The organism is Pseudoalteromonas sp. Xi13 (assembly GCF_003952205.1).
Lineage (GTDB): Bacteria > Pseudomonadota > Gammaproteobacteria > Enterobacterales > Alteromonadaceae > Pseudoalteromonas > Pseudoalteromonas atlantica.
The window spans coordinates 1,735,592-1,752,970 of record NZ_CP034439.1 but is presented as its reverse complement, the minus strand read 5'-3'; the positions used below and the strand labels follow the sequence as shown (position 1 = coordinate 1,752,970).

General features: G+C 40.7%; 16 protein-coding genes. 4 read left to right on the top strand and 12 right to left on the bottom strand.

From position 1 onward, the window contains the following. Position 1 precedes the first annotated feature (1 nt). Entirely contained in the window at positions 2-1,018 is a 1,017-nt protein-coding gene (locus EJ103_RS07900; protein WP_126006946.1) for an efflux RND transporter periplasmic adaptor subunit, read from the bottom strand. Positions 1,019-1,271: 253 nt separating this feature from the next. Then, positions 1,272-2,279, bottom strand: coding sequence for a rhodanese-related sulfurtransferase (locus tag EJ103_RS07895; RefSeq protein WP_126006944.1), 1,008 nt, complete (start codon positions 2,277-2,279; stop codon positions 1,272-1,274). Positions 2,280-2,477: 198 nt separating this feature from the next. Between EJ103_RS07895 and EJ103_RS07890 the strand changes: the two genes are divergently transcribed. Next, entirely contained in the window at positions 2,478-3,803 is a 1,326-nt protein-coding gene (locus EJ103_RS07890) for a DEAD/DEAH box helicase (protein WP_096041801.1), read from the top strand. A gap of 2 nt (positions 3,804-3,805) precedes the next feature. Next, a complete protein-coding gene (locus tag EJ103_RS07885; RefSeq protein WP_054982457.1) occupies positions 3,806-4,636 on the top strand; it encodes a S1-like domain-containing RNA-binding protein in 831 nt (276 codons plus the stop codon). Between the two features lie 249 nt (positions 4,637-4,885). Here the strand turns inward: EJ103_RS07885 and EJ103_RS07880 are convergent, their stop codons facing one another. The 10 genes from EJ103_RS07880 to gyrA form a co-directional block, all read right to left on the bottom strand. Next, on the bottom strand, positions 4,886-5,260 hold the full coding sequence (locus EJ103_RS07880) for a hypothetical protein (RefSeq protein ID WP_126006942.1): 375 nt from the start codon (positions 5,258-5,260) through the stop codon (positions 4,886-4,888). Between the two features lie 91 nt (positions 5,261-5,351). Further along, positions 5,352-6,056, bottom strand: a complete 705-nt coding sequence (gene pyrF, locus EJ103_RS07875) for an orotidine-5'-phosphate decarboxylase (protein WP_004587875.1) — start codon at positions 6,054-6,056, stop codon at positions 5,352-5,354. Between the two features lie 46 nt (positions 6,057-6,102). Beyond that, the gene (gene lapB, locus EJ103_RS07870; RefSeq protein ID WP_004587874.1) at positions 6,103-7,239 is read right to left on the bottom strand and encodes a lipopolysaccharide assembly protein LapB; all 1,137 of its coding nucleotides are present in this window, start codon (positions 7,237-7,239) and stop codon (positions 6,103-6,105) included. 2 nt (positions 7,240-7,241) lie between these two features. Next, entirely contained in the window at positions 7,242-7,523 is a 282-nt protein-coding gene (locus EJ103_RS07865) for a LapA family protein (RefSeq protein ID WP_064385448.1), read from the bottom strand. 21 nt (positions 7,524-7,544) lie between these two features. After that, positions 7,545-7,832, bottom strand: coding sequence for an integration host factor subunit beta (gene ihfB / locus EJ103_RS07860; RefSeq protein ID WP_004587872.1), 288 nt, complete (start codon positions 7,830-7,832; stop codon positions 7,545-7,547). A gap of 65 nt (positions 7,833-7,897) precedes the next feature. Next, positions 7,898-9,565, bottom strand: a complete 1,668-nt coding sequence (gene rpsA, locus EJ103_RS07855; protein ID WP_004587871.1) for a 30S ribosomal protein S1 — start codon at positions 9,563-9,565, stop codon at positions 7,898-7,900. A 95-nt stretch (positions 9,566-9,660) separates the two neighbouring features. After that, complete coding sequence (gene cmk, locus EJ103_RS07850; protein WP_004587870.1) at positions 9,661-10,371, bottom strand: (d)CMP kinase; 711 nt, start codon at positions 10,369-10,371, stop codon at positions 9,661-9,663. A gap of 107 nt (positions 10,372-10,478) precedes the next feature. Then, positions 10,479-11,756, bottom strand: coding sequence for a 3-phosphoshikimate 1-carboxyvinyltransferase (gene aroA / locus EJ103_RS07845; protein ID WP_126006940.1), 1,278 nt, complete (start codon positions 11,754-11,756; stop codon positions 10,479-10,481). Then, positions 11,756-12,838 (bottom strand): 3-phosphoserine/phosphohydroxythreonine transaminase, encoded by a 1,083-nt coding sequence (gene serC / locus EJ103_RS07840; RefSeq protein ID WP_126006938.1) that lies wholly within the window; start codon positions 12,836-12,838, stop codon positions 11,756-11,758. The genes aroA and serC overlap by 1 nt, the downstream gene beginning before the upstream one ends. A 110-nt stretch (positions 12,839-12,948) precedes the next feature. Beyond that, entirely contained in the window at positions 12,949-15,648 is a 2,700-nt protein-coding gene (gene gyrA, locus EJ103_RS07835; RefSeq protein ID WP_024034094.1) for a DNA topoisomerase (ATP-hydrolyzing) subunit A, read from the bottom strand. A 178-nt stretch (positions 15,649-15,826) separates the two neighbouring features. Here gyrA and ubiG point away from each other — a divergent pair, with 178 nt between their 5' ends. Together ubiG and EJ103_RS07825 are read left to right on the top strand one after the other, a co-directional pair. Next, positions 15,827-16,537 carry a bifunctional 2-polyprenyl-6-hydroxyphenol methylase/3-demethylubiquinol 3-O-methyltransferase UbiG gene (ubiG, locus tag EJ103_RS07830; protein WP_004587866.1) on the top strand — a complete coding sequence of 237 codons (711 nt, stop codon included), beginning with the start codon at positions 15,827-15,829 and terminating at the stop codon, positions 16,535-16,537. Further along, positions 16,537-17,217, top strand: a complete 681-nt coding sequence (locus EJ103_RS07825; RefSeq protein ID WP_126006936.1) for an HAD-IA family hydrolase — start codon at positions 16,537-16,539, stop codon at positions 17,215-17,217. The genes ubiG and EJ103_RS07825 overlap by 1 nt, the downstream gene beginning before the upstream one ends. Positions 17,218-17,379 lie beyond the last annotated feature (162 nt).

Genomic DNA, 17,379 nt, shown 5'->3' with positions numbered 1-17,379 from the left:
CCTACTCCTGCGTATCTTGCGCGGGTAAATTAAAGCTTAGCTCTTGGCCTGCACGTAAGCGTTGTACCCCTTCAATTACTAAAATATCGCCTTTATTTAACGACCCAGAAACCAATAATCGCCCCGCCAAGCGCTGCTCTATTTTTACATCAACACGTGTGGCTTTTTTATCAACGCTGGTCCATACATACGGGCCTGTTGCCCCCCACAGTAATGCAGCCTCAGGAACTGCAGCAAAATGCTCGCCTAACACTTCAATATGTACTCTAAAGCTCATACCAGGTAAAAATTGTTGTTTTTCATTATTTAGCTTGGCTTTAACACGTAAAGTACGGGTTTGTGGGTCTACGCGTGAGTCTAAATAGGCAATATCAGCGTTAATGGCAGTGTCTGATTGCCAAGGAAACACAATTAAGCTGCTTTTATTTCGCAGCATACTGATAGCCGACTCCGGTGCGTTAAAATTTATGTACAAGCTTGTTGTGTCATCTATTGTGGCGATGGGGGTTAGCTCGGTTATTCTATCGCCTACCTCAATATCTGTTAAACCCATAATGCCATTTATCGGCGCAATTACTTTTCTGTCTTCAAGCTCAGTTTGAGCCTGTATAAGGGTGACTTTGGCAAGCTCTACAACGGTTTTAGCATCATCAACATCGCTTTTAGGCACTGCGCCTTTGGCCTGACTTTGTTCTAATCGTTTTAGTATTCGCTGGGTGTCGGCAAGTTTAATTTTAGCCTCATCAAGCGCTGCTTTTTGCCTACGAGAATCAAGTTCGAGTAAAGTATCGCCTTTTTTTACTTTATCACCTGGCTTAAAAAAAACGCCTGTGACTCTATCGCCTACTGCGGGGTACATTACAACCGAATGAATTGCCTCTGTATTTCCTACCGCTTGCACTTGTTGTTTAGCACTTTCGAGGGCAATTTTTTGTACAACAACGTTCGCGCTCTTTGCAGGAAGGCTGAAAAACAGCAGCGAACTGAGCACAGCGATTAAAAAGTTTTGCGATTTCAAAGTAACACCTTAATTAATTATTATTTCCATTACCTTACGAAGTCTAACAGCTGATTGATCAATAGGTAGGATAGAACGATAAATTAGCAAAACTATAAGATGAAATTAAATTGGTAATACCAATTAATTTTTGAAAAAGGCGCCTAAAGGCTGAGCATTTATACAAATACAGGCAGGATTAAACTAAAAAGTGGCTATATAAATAAAAAAGCCCAGTATAAACTGGGCTATGTAGATAATAGGTAGTTAAAGATTATTTACCACGCTGGGCTTCTTTTTGTGCTTTTTTAGCTTCTTTACGTTGTTGTAAAACCACTTGCGCTTCATTACCAATGTGCCCTTCACCACGTGCTTGTGCTAATTCTATTTGCTTTTGACGCTCAGCAAAACGAGCACGCTGCTCATCGGTTACATTATCAATACAGTGATGGCACGAAACACCTTCCATGTATTCTGGCTTTTGCTTTTCTTCTTCTGTAATCGGCATACGGCACGCATGACATTGATCGTAAGAGCCTTTTTGTAAATCATGATTTACTGCTACACGATTATCAAAAACAAAACACTCACCTTCCCACATTGTTTCTTCTTTTGGCACTTCTTCTAGGTATTTTAAAATACCGCCTTCAAGGTGGTAAACTTCATCAAACCCTTGCTCTTTCATGTAAGCCGTTGATTTTTCGCAGCGAATACCACCGGTACAAAACATGGCTACTTTTTTGTGTTTTTCTGGGTCTAAATTTTCTTTAGCCCATTGAGGGAACTCTCGGAAAGTTTTGGTATTAGGATCGACTGCATTTTGAAAAGTGCCAATTTCAATTTCGTAATCGTTACGTGTATCAATCAAAATCACTTCAGGGTCTGATATTAATGCATTCCAGTCTTTAGGCTTAACATAGCTTCCCACTACTTTTAGTGGGTCAACCCCTTCAACGCCCATAGTAACAATTTCGTTTTTTAGCTTTACTTTAGTGCGGTAAAACGGGCATTCATCATCGAATGATTCTTTAGTCACTATGTCTTTTAGGTTTTCTTGTGTGTCTAACCACGCAAGTAAGTTATCTATTCCTTCGCGCTTAGCTGATACAGTACCGTTAATACCTTCAGCCGCAAGCAATAAAGTACCGCGTACTTCGTTTGCTTCCATCACATCTAAAAGAGGTTTACGTAGCGCTTCAAAATTTGGCAAACCTACAAATTTGTACATTGCACACACTACAAAGTGCTCGTTTGTTACATCATCTTTATGAACAGCAGTCATTTTACTTCCTATTTTGCTTTGATAGCCTTAAGTGGCGTTTACCGAATCGTAAATCCGGCGCATATGGGGCGCGTATTTTACGCTTTTTATAATTAATTGCAAAAAATAGCGCGTTAGAATGGTTTTTACTGTCGGCATAACCCTTGTGTAAGCTATAATGCGGCCATTAATTTAAGTTGCACATTGGAGAACACGACTTTGCACTTTACTGATCTTGGGATTGATACTCGCCTTGAAACACAATTAGCACATCAAGGGATCACCCAGCCCACAGATATTCAAGCACATGCAGTGCCTACCGCACTTGCAGGGCATGACATTTTTGCTCAGTCTAAAACTGGGTCGGGCAAAACATTAGCGTTTTTATTACCTGCTGTTCAGCGAGTTATGAAACAAAAAGCGCTCAGTAAACGCGATCCACGTGTCCTCATCGTTGCACCAACCCGTGAGCTTGCAACGCAAGTATTTACGCAATTGCGTTTATTAATTGCGGGCACAAACATTAAAGCTGTAAAAATACTCGGTGGCGAGAACTTTAACGATCAAATTAAAGCCCTTCGTAACGACCCGCACTTTGTTGTAGCAACCCCTGGGCGTTTGGCCGATCACATCACAAAACGCTCATTACAATTAAGTGGGTTAGAGCTATTAATTTTTGATGAAGCCGACCGTATTTTAGACTTAGGCTTTACTGAACAGCTGAAAATGATTAACGAGCAAGCTAATCATCGCTTGCGCCAAACATTGTTGTTTTCAGCGACACTAGATCACGCTCAAGTCGATGCCCTATCGCGTAATTTATTAAAAAAGCCAAAACAAATTACACTGAGCGCCGCTAACGAGCAACACAGTGATATTAAACAAACACTCTATTTGGCCGATCACCTTGATCATAAAGAAGCGTTACTTGAGCATTTTTTAAAACAAGATGATGTTGGCCAATGTATTATATTTACAGCAACCCGTGCCGATACCAGCCGTTTAAGTGAAGCATTAAATGCAAAAGGTTTTAAATCGGTGGCTTTAGCTGGCGATTTAACACAGAGCAAACGCCTTGAGATCATGGACTCGTTTAGCCGCGAAAACTTTAAAATTTTGATCACCACTGATGTTGCTTCGCGAGGATTGGACTTATTAAGTGTAACGCATGTAATCAATTTTGATTTACCAAAACACGCTGAAGAGTATGTACACCGTATAGGTCGTACAGGCCGCGCCGGATTTAAAGGTAATGCATTATCGCTAGTAGGCCCTAAAGACTGGGCAAGCTACTTAGCTATTAAGTCGTTTTTGAACGACGAGCTGGCTTTTGCAAGCGTTGATGGCCTTAAAGCTAAATTTAAAGGTATAAAAGAGAAAAAGCCTGCAGCAGCCGCTGTAAAAACAAAAAAAGTTGCACAGGTGAAAAAGCCGCAAGTAAAACGCAAGGCAAAACCTAAAAAACCAGCAGCACCTATAAAAGCCCCAATGAACATTGATGGCAATTCACCAATGCGCCGTAAAAAAAAGCCTGAGCAGGAATAATTATGAGTTACCTAGGAACAACACAAACCTTATTTGTAAAAGAAGTGAGCAATGAAGGTGCTTACCTTGATGGCCACGATTTAGGGGAAGTGTTTTTACCAAAACACGAAATTAAAGATGAACTTGAAGCTGGCGATAGCATAAGCGTTTTTATCTTTTTAGATAACGCCAATTTACCTACAGCAACAGTAAAAAAACCCCATGCCCAAGTAGGTGAATACGCACTGCTTCGTGTTAAAGAAATAAATAGCATCGGCGCTTTTTTAGATTGGGGTCTTGAGAAAGATGTTTTAGCTCCATTTAACGAGCAAAAACCACGTATGCAAGAAGGTCATTCTTACTTAGTTCGCTTATATTTAGATAATGCGAGCCAACGTATTTGCGCATCAAGCAACTTTAATCGCTTTTTATCAAAAGATGAGCCTGAGTACACACATCTTCAAGAAGTTGATTTAATTGTTGCTGGTAAAACAGATATTGGCTACAAAGTGCTTATTGAAGAGTCTCACTTTGGTGTTGTGTTTTACAACATGGTATTTAAAAACTTATTTGTAGGGCAAAAGCTTAAAGGGTTTGTTCAAAAAGTACGTGAAGACGGAAAAATCGACGTTATACTTGAAAAGCCAGGCATGGGTAAAGTAAGTGAACTTGGCGATAAAATAATGGAAAAGCTTAAAAACGAAGGCGGCATACTAGCCATTGGTGATAAATCTGATCCTGAGCTTATCAAAAAAGTATTTTCAACCAGTAAAGCTAACTACAAAAAAGCCATTGGTGGTTTATTTAAGCAAGGCTTGATAGACATAGAAGCCAAATCTATCCGCTTAAAATAGTTGTACACTTTTTATAAGCGCTAACATTATGTTGGCGCTTATAGTTAAAACGTTTCTAAATAGTTTAATTAAATGATTGTTCAAAGGTCATATAACGTTTTGATGAATAAAAAACGTTATTTAGCTCTTATCACTAACGGCACTTATATTGCCCTATTCTCTGCCCTCACCTTCGCGTAAATGAAAGTTTTAAACAAAGCTAATACTAGGTTTACCCTTCAAAAATAATAAGGGAATTACTAATAGGCATTAGCCCATAATACTCTTATACGGCAACGTACATTCTGTATATTGCTTTGAATAATCAAGTATCTCAGCTTTGGTTTCTAAGCTTAGTGGCGCCAACCTAAATACTTTATTTTCACATTCACTTTGTTTGTCGTCGTGATTTGAAATGCAATCTGACGTAGTTACGTTTTGGCGCGTTAAGCGCTCTTCATTTTTATAGCATAAGTGGTGTGCGTAGCCATGCATGGTTTGCTTAAATTCAAATAAATCGACAGGGTAATTTGCGACTAAGTCAGTAATCGTCGCTACTCCATCATAAGCTTTACTAGAAAAAACATATTTATTTACTGAAAAACCTGCAACAACAATTAAAATAGATCCAAAAATTAACTTCAAAATAAACCCCTTACTGCATTCTTAGTACTAATGTAGCATAAAAATGTATTCATAAAAGGGGTTTAGCACTAAATAATTGCTTTTTGTTAACTTAAACTAGTGATTTATTAACATCGGCTAAAGTTTGTACCGGATCTGACGATTGTGTGATCGGTCTACCAATCACTAAGTAATCGCTACCCGCTTCAATAGCTTGCTTAGGTGTCATAATGCGTTTTTGGTCGCCCACATCGCTACCAGCAGGGCGAATGCCAGGAGTAACTAGCTTAAACTCGCTACCTAATTGCGCTTTTAGCGCTTTCGCTTCTTGGGCAGAACATACTACGCCATCAAGCCCTGCTTCTTTTGTTAATTTAGCTAAATGAATAACTTGTTCTTGCGCTGATTTTTCAACACCCAAACGCTTTAGTTCAGCTTCGTCCATGCTGGTTAGCACTGTCACTGCAATTAATAAAGGTGCTTTATCACCAAACTTTTCAAGTGCCTGCTTTGCCTTATTCATCATTTCAAAACCACCTGATGCATGAACGTTTACCATCCAAACGCCCATATTAGCCGCTGCGGTGACCGCTTTTGCCACTGTATTAGGGATATCATGGAATTTTAAATCTAAAAATACGTCAAAGCCTAAATCGATTAACTGTTTAACGAATGCAGGGCCAAAATAAGTAAACATTTCTTTGCCTACTTTTAAGCGACACGTATCTGGTGAGAGTTTTTTTACAAAATTAAGAGCCGCGTCTTGTGAATCGTAATCTAGGGCAATAAGAACTTTTTTTGTATCTTCTAAAGACATAACTATCCTAATGAATGGCAGTAAAGTTATAAATAGTTGGGGGTTATTAAAATCCGTCTAGGCCTCTACTTGGCACAATGGTTTCCCAATGTTTACAAGATGGGCAGTTCCAATAAATAGTGTGGCTTGTAAAACCACAATGTTGGCATTGAAAGTCTGGTTTTGTAGCTATATACGACGTAACTAGCTTATCAATTTCATCAAGTACTTCTTTGGTATTTGGATTTTTATCACCCATTAGCTGTAGTAAAAAGCTAAAACCTCGAATTGTAGGCTGACGTTTTAAGCTGTCGGTTAAAAACTCAAATGCCTGTTTAGTATTTCCCTGCTCTAACAGTGCTTGGCAATGTTTTATTTTTATTAGCACCCCACCTTTATCGAGCAAGTCACATAATAAATCATGAAACTGATGTGTTAAATTTAACTGCTTATAACTATGTGCAAGCTGGTCAATAAACAAAGGCGCAAATAACGTAAATTGGCAAACGAGTTCACGCCAATAGTAAATTGCTTTTACGTAGTCTTCACTAGTGTAAGCCGATAAGCCTAATTCGTATAAAGGGCGAACCGCTTTGTAATTTAAGCTGATGGCTTTATTCATTAATTGCGGTTTATTTTCGCTTAAGGCAGCTTCACTGTAAAAATTAGCAATTGCTTTAAAATGCTGCTCTTTAACAAATAACTCACTATGGGCTTCGAACATATTTATGCCCTTTTCCCACTCTCGGGTTTGCGAGTATAAAGTAATAATTGGGTCAAGTGCTTGTTCATGCCCAGCCTTAACAAGCCACACTAAATGCTCTTCTGCACCGTCTAATAAGCCGGCCATAATATAATCTTCGGCTAATTCTAGACGGCTAGCTGCGGCTTGTTGTTCATTTAAACTTGGGTGTTTTAAAAGGAGTTCATGAATTTTTATTGCGCGGTCAAGCTCACCTCTTCGGCGAAACATGGTAGCAAGGGTTGAGTAGTGGTCAACAGAGTCAGCAGCCACTTCTAATAGGTTTATTAGGTGCTCTAAGCCCTGATCTTCTTCTCTGTCTAGTAAAAACTTTAGGCCTTTACTGTATTCAGAAGTGATTTGACGATTGAGTTGATGAGCTTGGTTTTTTGCACTATTTTTGCCCATAATCCAGCCATAACCGGCAGCAACAGGCAGTAGTAAAAACAAAAGCTCAATCATGATTAGGTGTCTTTATTAGCAATAAGCTTACTATTATTTTTTTCTGGCCCTAATTGTTTTTTTAAGCGGTAATTTTGCCACTTTAATTTAGAAAACAATTTAAAGCTAATAAAACACCCTATTATTACACCCAGTATAAAGCAGATACTTATAATTACAGCGAGTGGCAAGGTATTACTGGCAATAATATAATTGATTTGTACTAATTGTGGATTTTGAGAACCCAATAAAAATGCGCAAAATAGGCATAGTACAACCAGAATAATTTTTAATACCTTAAACAAGTAACTACTCCAACTGGTTAACTAGGCAATACTCTCGTTTACGCGGTCGCGTAATTCTTTGCCTGGTTTAAAATGAGGTACATGCTTACCATCAAGCTCTACTGTATCGCCAGTCTTAGGATTACGACCTGTGCGAGGAGCGCGGTAATGCAAAGAGAAACTACCAAAACCTCTGATCTCAATACGATCGGAAGTAGATAATGAGCCGGCCATTTGTTCAAGAATTTCTTTTACTGCATTTTCAACATCTTTCACTGGAACGTGTGCGTGCTGTTCGGCAAGTGTTTCTATCAGTTCTGACTTAGTCATAGCGTTTCCTTAAAGAGAATAGTGGAAGGGCAAAACTGCCCTTCCAATTAAAAACTAATTAGTAATTAGTCTTTTTGTGCATTTGCGAAAGCAGCTGCCATTGCGTTTTCAAACACTGGCTCTTCTTTCTTAAGCTTCTCTAGTACTTCTTTCTCTTCTGCTTCGAAAAGAGCTTTAACAGATAAGCTTAAAGTGCGGTTCTTACGATCAACGCCAACGTATTTAGCTTCGATTTCGTCGCCTACAGAAGCAACAGTCGTTGCATCTTCAACGCGCTCTTGAGCGATATCAGCTACACGGATGTAACCTTCAACGCCTTCGATAAGCTCTACAGTTGCGCCTTTCGCATCAACTTCAGTCACTTTACCTTTAACAATAGCACCTTTTTTGTTTGCATCAAGGTAGTTATTGAACGGGTCAGCTTCGATTTGCTTAACACCTAGAGAGATACGTTCACGCTCTGGGTCAACTTGCAATACGATAGCAGTGATTTCGTCGCCTTTCTTGAATTCACGTACAGCTTCTTCGCCAGGCGTGTTCCAAGAAATGTCTGAAAGGTGTACAAGACCATCAATACCACCGTCAAGACCGATAAAGATACCGAAGTCAGTGATTGATTTGATCTTACCAGTAACTTGGTCGCCTTTGTTTTGTAGACGAGCAAATTCCTGCCAAGGATTAGCAATACATTGCTTAAGACCAAGAGAAATACGACGACGTTCTTCGTCGATTTCAAGAACCATAACTTCAACAGTGTCACCTAGTGAAACAACTTTTGAAGGGTGGATGTTCTTGTTAGTCCAATCCATTTCAGAAACGTGAACTAGACCTTCAACGCCTTCTTCGATTTCTACGAAGCAACCGTAATCAGTAAGGTTAGTTACACGACCAGAAAGCTTAGAACCTTCTGGGTAACGACCAGCGATAGCTGCCCATGGATCTTCGCCAAGCTGTTTAAGGCCTAGAGATACACGAGTTTTATCTTTGTCGAATTTAAGAACTTTAACTGCGATTTCGTCGCCAACATTAACGATTTCTGAAGGGTGCTTAACACGCTTCCACGCCATATCAGTGATGTGTAGTAGACCATCAACACCACCAAGGTCAACGAATGCACCGTAGTCAGTAAGGTTCTTAACGATACCTTTAACTTCTTGACCTTCAACAAGGTTAGCAAGAAGCTCTTCACGTTCTTGTGAGTTTTCAGATTCGATAACTGCACGACGTGAAACAACAACGTTGTTACGTTTTTGGTCAAGCTTGATTACTTTAAATTCAAGCTCTTTGCCTTCAAGGTGAGTTGTGTCACGTACTGGACGAACATCAACAAGTGAACCAGGTAGGAAAGCACGGATTGAATCAACTTCAACTGTGAAACCGCCTTTAACTTTACCGTTGATAACACCAGTAACAGTCTCTTGCTCTTCACATGCTTTCTCAAGACGGATCCACGCTTCGTGACGCTTCGCTTTCTCACGAGAAAGGATAGTTTCACCGAAACCGTCTTCGATTGCATCTAGTGCAACATCTACTTCGTCGCCTACAGCAACTTCTAGTTCACCAGCAGCATTTTTGAACTGCTCTGCAGGGATAGCACTTTCTGATTTAAGACCAGCATCTACAAGTACAATGTTATTCTCGATAGAGATTACTGTACCTTTAACAATAGAGCCTTGCTCTGCTTCAAAACCCTTTAAGCTTTCTTCAAATAACTGCGCAAAATTTTCTGACATACGAATATACGTCTCATATATTAATACCAATAAGCAACCATGCTGCATGGGGTTGTTAAAATAGCACTGGCGTCCTGCTGGTGCATAAAATGTGTTTAGCTTCGTTTAGGAAGCTTGCCTTGTGAGATAGCAATATCTACTAAAGTTATAACTTTATCAAACACTTGCTGAGCATTAAGCTCGCTTGTGTCTATTTCAATTGCATCATCAGCAGGAACAAGCGGCGCAACGGTGCGATTCATATCGCGCTCATCACGAGCTTGAATGTCCTGTAATAGACCACTTAGTGTAACATCAAGGCCGCGCTCATTCAACTCAACATAACGTCTGCGCGCGCGTTCTTGTGCACTAGCGGTTAAATATATTTTTAATGGTGCGTCTTGAAAAACCACGGTGCCCATATCTCGGCCATCAGCAATTAAGCCCCGTTCGGTTTTAAACGCACGCTGGCGTCGAAGTAACGCTTCACGTACACGCGGTAATGCAGCCACTTTTGAAGCAGCTGCCCCAACCTCTTCATTACGAATTGTCGAGGTTACATCTTCGCCTTCTAAAATAACTTTTCCAGCATTAGTTTGGCTATCAACCAAAAACTGCACATCTAAGTTTGCAGCAAGCGGGACAAGCGCTTCTTCGTTGTCTAATGCTATTTGGTGATGAAGTGCGGCAAGGGATAATACACGGTAAATTGCGCCGCTATCCAATACATCCCACCCCAATTTGTCGGCTAACAAGCGACAAACAGTTCCTTTACCTGAACCACTTGGGCCATCAACGGTGATTACGGGCATTAATAACGCCTGCATTTAAAACCTCCTGCAATGCACACCTAAATAAAACCGCGATATTATACGTCACTTCTGCAAATAGATCCGCTTTAGTGTGTAACTTTTTATAATTATTTATAAAAAGCCTACTCACTCACTGATGCTAAAACCTTGAAAAAGGTTGGAAAAGTTTTATATGTACACTTAGGATCGTTGATTGTAATAGGCTTTCCGCCTACGGCAACCATTGCAAAACACATCGCTATACGGTGATCGTCATACGTATCTATAGCCACATCATTGAATGCACTCGGTGGTGTAATTTCGATAAAATCTTCACCCTCTACAACCTTGGCACCCACTTTACGAAGTTCAGTTGCCATAGCATATAAACGGTCGGTTTCTTTTACACGCCAGTTATAAATATTGCGAATAGCCGTAGGCCCTTTAGCAAATAAAGCAACCGTAGCAAGTGTCATTGCCGCATCAGGGATAGCGTTAGCGTCAATATCTACACCTTTTAATTCACCTTTACGAACAACTAAACGCTCGTCATACCATTTTATTTCAGCGCCAACTTGTTCCATCACTTTAGCAAAACCAATATCACCTTGAACTGATTTAGCGCCCACGCCTTTAATTTCAATTTCGCCACCGGCAATAGCCGCTGCCGCAACAAAGTAAGACGCTGATGATGCATCACCCTCCACCATAATACGCTCTAGTGATTGGTATTGTTGGCCGCCTTTAACTTTAAATGTTGTATAGTCGCTGTGCTCAACAGTCACCCCAAAACGCGCCATTACATCTAACGTTATATCAATGTAAGGCTTAGATACCAAAGTACCCTTAATGGTAATTTGCGTATCACCACTAAATAAAGGGGCAGCCATTAGCAATGCTGTTAAAAATTGGCTAGAAATACTGCCATCAATTTCAACAGTACCGCCTTTAATTTGCCCACCAATTATTTTTAGTGGTGGGTAGTCTTTATGCTTTGTGTAGGTAATATCGCCGCCAAGTGCTTGTAGCGCATCGACCAAGTGCCCTATAGGGCGCTCTTCCATTCGCGGCTCACCTATAAGCTCATACTCCCCAGCTACAGCAGCGAGTACCGCGGTTAAAGGACGATAAGCAGTACCTGCATTGCCTAAAAATAAAGGTTCACTTGGGGTTTGAAACACACCGCCAACCCCTTCTACGGTTGCCACAGTGCGATCATCATTAAGCGTTACGTTAACACCTAGTAGTTTTAATGCACCCAACATATGGCGAATATCATCGCTATCTAACAGGTTTTCTACAACGGTAGTCCCTTGAGCCAGCGCTGCTAATAATAAAATACGGTTTGATAGGCTTTTAGACCCTGGTAAGGTAACACTGCCATTAACACGAGAAATAGGCTCTAAACGAAGTTGTTCCATTAGCTGTGCTCCTGTGCAAATGCCGCCATAAAGTCAACCAAGGCTTGCACACCTGCAAGTGGCATTGCGTTATAAATACTTGCGCGCATACCGCCTACAATTCTGTGTCCTTCTAGGGCAAGTAAGCCGGCTTCTTTAGATTGCGTTACAAACTTTTCGTTTAAACTTTCATCGTTTAGCCAAAACGGTACATTCATACGCGAACGACAATGCGTCGCTACTTTATTAGTATAAAAAGGCGATTCATCAATAAAGTCATAAAGCAGCTTAGCTTTAGCAATATTTTGTGCTTCCATTGCCTTAACGCCACCGTTTTGCTCTAGCCATTCAAATACTTCGGCCGCTAAATACCATGCAAAAGTAGGCGGTGTATTAAACATGCTGCCTTGTTTTGCTTCAAGTGCGTAATCTAAAATGCCAGGTTTAGCTAAACCGTCACGCTCAAGTAATGTTTTGCGAACAATAACAATAGCTATACCTGATGGACCTATATTTTTTTGTGCACCAGCATAAATTAAATCAAATTTATTTACGTCAATTTCGCGCGACAAAATAGTCGATGACATATCAGCAATAATAGGCGCTGTTGGGTGACTAGGCACATCAAAAATCTCTAATCCGTCTACCGTTTCATTTGGGCAGTAGTGAATGTAAGATGCATCTGCAGGTAACTCCCACTGCGCCACTTCTTTTATAGAAAACAGCCCGTTTGCGTCATTTCTAACGTTGATTGAGTGGGTTTGAGTAAATTTATTAGCTTCGTCAGTGGCACTTTTAGACCAAACGCCGTTCTCGCAGTAAACCGCTGTTTTACCATTTTGATGTAAATTTAAAGGCACAGCACTAAATTGACCGCGGCCACCACCGTGCATAAATAACACTTCAAATTCATCGCTAATGTTCATTAAACGACGAAGGCTGGCTTCGCATTTTGCAGTAAGCGCTAAAAAATCTTTACTACGATGGCTTATTTCCATCACAGATACGCCTAAGTCTTGCCAGTCTAAAAATTCTTTTTGTGCTTTTTGCATAACAGCTTGTGGAAGCATAGCTGGCCCCGCACAAAAATTATATTTACTCATTACCTTTGCCTCATTCCAGTAATTTAAACTCTTTTGATAAACAAAAAAGGATTATTAATTTTTTTCAACATGATTAAAAAAAGCGGCCTTAGCCGCTTTTTCAATTTCAGTTATTCAGAAGGTGGATTATCATCCGTTGCTTCTTCATTTACTGTATCAACCGTTTCAACGTCTTCAATATCAACTAAGTCACTGTCTGTAACTTCAATCTCTTCGATACGTTGTAAACCAACTACTTGCTCTTCGTCAATAGTTCTGATCAAAATAACACCTTGGGTGTTACGTCCAACCGTCGATACTTCATTAACGCGGGTACGTACTAGCGTACCACGGTTTGAAATAATCATTATTTCGTCGTTGTCGTCAACTTGTACAGCCCCAACTACTGCGCCATTACGCTCACTCACCTTAATAGATACAACACCTTGTGTTGCACGGCTCTTAGATGGGTAATCTTCAAGTTGAGTACGTTTACCGTAACCATTTTCAGTCACAGTTAAAATAGCACCGTCAGACTTAGGCACAATTAACGACACTACGCGTTGGTCGTCGGCCATCTTAATACCACGAACACCGGTAGCAGTACGACCCATAGGGCGAACACCTTTGAAACGAATTTCAGGGTTGCCTTCTTCGTCAAGTACCGGGTTGCCGTTTTCATCAACAACAGCAGACTCTTCCGCTTCTTTAAAGCGTACCACTTTACCTGCATCAGTAAACAACATAATTTCGTTGCTACCGTCGGTAATATCAACCCCAATTAGGCTATCGCCTTCGTTAAGGTTTACCGCAATAATACCGCTTGCACGTTGACGGCTGTATGCCGTTAGTGGTGTTTTCTTCACAGTACCAAATGCAGTTGCCATGAAAATGTATTTATCTTCTTCGTACTCGCGTACAGGTAAGATAGCAGTAATGCGTTCATCATCTTCAAGTGGTAGTAAGTTAACAATCGGCTTACCGCGAGCGGCGCGACTAGCCAGTGGTAACTGGTATACTTTAAGCCAGTACAAACGACCCGCAGTAGAGAAACATAAAATGGTATCGTGGGTATTAGCCACTAAAAGACGCTCGATGAAATCTTCATCTTTCATCTTCGTTGCTGACTTACCTTTACCACCACGGCGCTGCGCTTCGTAATCAGACAATGCCTGATACTTAACGTAACCTTCGTGCGACAGGGTCACAACAACATCTTCTTCGTTAATTAAATCTTCAAGGCTAATATCGTGCGCTGCCGCGTTAATTTCTGTACGACGCTCATCACCATATTGCTCTTTAATTTCAACTAGCTCATCACGAATAACTTCCATTAAACGCTCAGGGCTACCTAAAATGTGTAGTAGCTCAGCAATTAAATCTAACAGCGATTGGTACTCTGCTAAGATTTTTTCATGCTCAAGACCGGTTAGTTTGTGTAAACGTAAATCAAGAATTGCTTGTGCTTGCTGCTCAGAAATATAGTACTGACCATCGCGAATACCCAGCTCACTTGCCAGCCAATCTGGGCGTGCTACGTTGTCTTCGCCTGCTTTTTCAAGCATAGCTTGTACGTTACCTAAATCCCATGGGCGAGCTGTTAAGGCTACTTTAGCCTCAGCTGGGGTTGGCGATTTACGAATTAACTCAATAATTGGGTCGATGTTGGCAAGCGCAATTGCTAAACCTTCAAGGGTATGAGCACGGTCGCGCGCTTTACGTAAATCAAATACGGTACGGCGTGTAACCACTTCACGGCGGTGAATAACAAACTCTTCAAGCATTTCTTTTAAGTTGAAACACTTAGGTTGGTTGTTAATTAATGCAACCATATTCATACCAAACACAGTTTGTAACTGAGTTTGTGAATATAAGTTGTTGAGGATAACTTCACCTACATCACCACGTTTGATCTCAATAACGATACGCATACCGTCTTTATCTGATTCATCACGTAGTGCGCTAATGCCTTCAATTTTTTTATCTTTAACAAGCTCAGCAATTTTTTCAATTAAGCGTGCTTTGTTAACCTGATAAGGAATTTCGTGCACGATAATGGTTTCGCGGCCTGTTTTTTCATCGGTTTCGATGTCGGCGCGTGCACGCATGTACACTTTACCACGGCCGGTTAAATAAGCATCTTCAATGCCTTTTTTACCATTAATAATGGCAGCCGTTGGGAAATCAGGACCCGGAATGTAATCCATTAATTCATGAATCGTTAAATCAGGGTTTTGAATAAGCGCTAAACAACCATTAACCACTTCAGTTAAGTTATGTGGTGGAATGTTTGTTGCCATACCTACCGCAATACCTGAAGAACCGTTAACAAGTAAGTTAGGCACTTTGGTTGGTAAAACGTCAGGAATTTGTTCGGTACCGTCGTAGTTAGGAACGAAATCAACCGTTTCTTTTTCAAGATCGGCTAATAACTCATGCGACATTTTTGCCATACGTACTTCTGTATAACGCATTGCCGCTGCTGAATCACCATCAACCGAACCGAAGTTACCTTGGCCATCTACAAGCATATAACGTAGTGAGAATGGCTGTGCCATACGCACGATGGTGTCATAAACTGCACTGTCGCCGTGTGGATGGTATTTACCGATTACGTCACCGACCACACGGGCCGATTTTTTGTAAGGCTTATTCCAGTCATTACTAAGCTCGTTCATTGCAAACAAAACGCGGCGGTGAACAGGTTTTAAACCATCACGTACGTCTGGTAATGCACGTCCTACAATTACGCTCATTGCGTAATCAAGGTAGGAGTTTTTTAACTCGTCTTCAATATTGACTGGCAGAATTTCATTGGCGAGATCAGTCATTTGATATCACATTCCTTCAGTATCAGCTCTTAGCAACCCGGTATTAGGCGCCAAGAGTATTTGTTATTATTTCTAAGCGACCATGCTATCACAATTAATTTAAATTTACAGGCGCAAAACTTTGCGATTTATCAATTTAGCCCTATATAATGGCCTCAGATTGACGAGGAAGTATTTTATGACCGAACATCAAAATGTAGATAACGCAGAAATAGCAAAATTTGAAGCCATTGCAGAGCGATGGTGGGACCAAGACGGAGAGTTTAAACCTCTTCACGAAATTAACCCATTACGATTAGACTTTGTGGCTAACAAAACCCAAGGCTTATTTGATAAAGAAACACTCGATGTAGGCTGTGGTGGCGGCATTCTTAGCGAAAGCATGGCACGCATGGGCGCACATGTAACCGGTATAGACATGGGGCAAGAGCCACTCACCGTAGCAAAGCTTCATAGCCTAGAAACCGGTGTAAATGTTGACTATATAAAAGTACCTGCAGAAGAATTTGCAACCCAGCACCCTGCTCGCTTTGATGTAATAACCTGTATGGAAATGCTAGAGCATGTACCTGACCCTGCTTCTATTATTCATGCAGTCGCAGAGCTTGCCAAGCCAGGGGCTGATGTGTTTTTCTCAACCCTAAATAAAACGCCTAAAGCTTACTTGTTTGCTATTGTAGGTGCTGAAAAGCTGTTAAAAATGGTGCCTGAGGGCACACACGATCACAACAAATTTATCAAACCTGCACAACTTATTGCATGGGCTGAACAAGCCGGTTTAAAAGTACGTGCCAGTGCTGGCCTGGGCTACAACCCGCTTTCTAAGCAGTATTCATTAAATACAGATGTGAGTGTTAATTACATTCTTCATTTTGAGAAGTTAGCATAATGGCTAGCTCTCATACCCCCTTAACTCCTTTTGAGTACGACGCTTTCTTATTTGATTTAGATGGCACCTTGCTTGATACAGCAGACGATTTAGGTGCTGCTTTAAATGCTGTACTTAAAAGTGAAGGTGTTGCGCAAGTTACGCCTGAGGCTTATAGAAAAGTAGCGTCTAATGGCGCCGGCGCATTGCTTGAACTTGGCTTTAAAGCGCAATGGGCATCGCAACCACAAACTGAACGAATAAAACAATTAGTCAGCCACTACAGCCAAAACCTAGCGACACACACCCGCTGCTTTGAAGGCATAGAGTCATTACTCATAGCCCTTGATAACCAAGGTATAAAATGGGGAATAATGACTAATAAGCCAGGGTTTTTAACCGATCCATTAGTGGCTGCTATACCCGCTTTAAAAAATGCACACGTTGTGATCAGTGGCGATACCCTCACCGAGGCTAAACCATCACCTTTACCCTTACTACACTGTACAAAACTGATGAACGTAGATCCTAAACGTTGCTTATACATAGGTGATGCTCAACGTGATATAGAAGCAGGTAAAGCCGCAGGTATGCACACAGCAACAGCGCTTTGGGGCTATATACCAAGTATTGATGAGGCCAAGGGCTGGGAAGCCGATTTTGACTGGCACAGCCCTATTGATGCTTTTAACCATATATAGTGCCATGTAAATTATTAAACACTATATATTGTGATTGTGTTAGTTTTTATGCAAAGCTTGTTGATAAAAAAAGCAGTCGAAATTTATTTTCAAAATGCATAAATTTAGCAGATCATTAGTTGATTTTTAGCTATTTCAACTTAAATGATTGTTCGAAGGTGA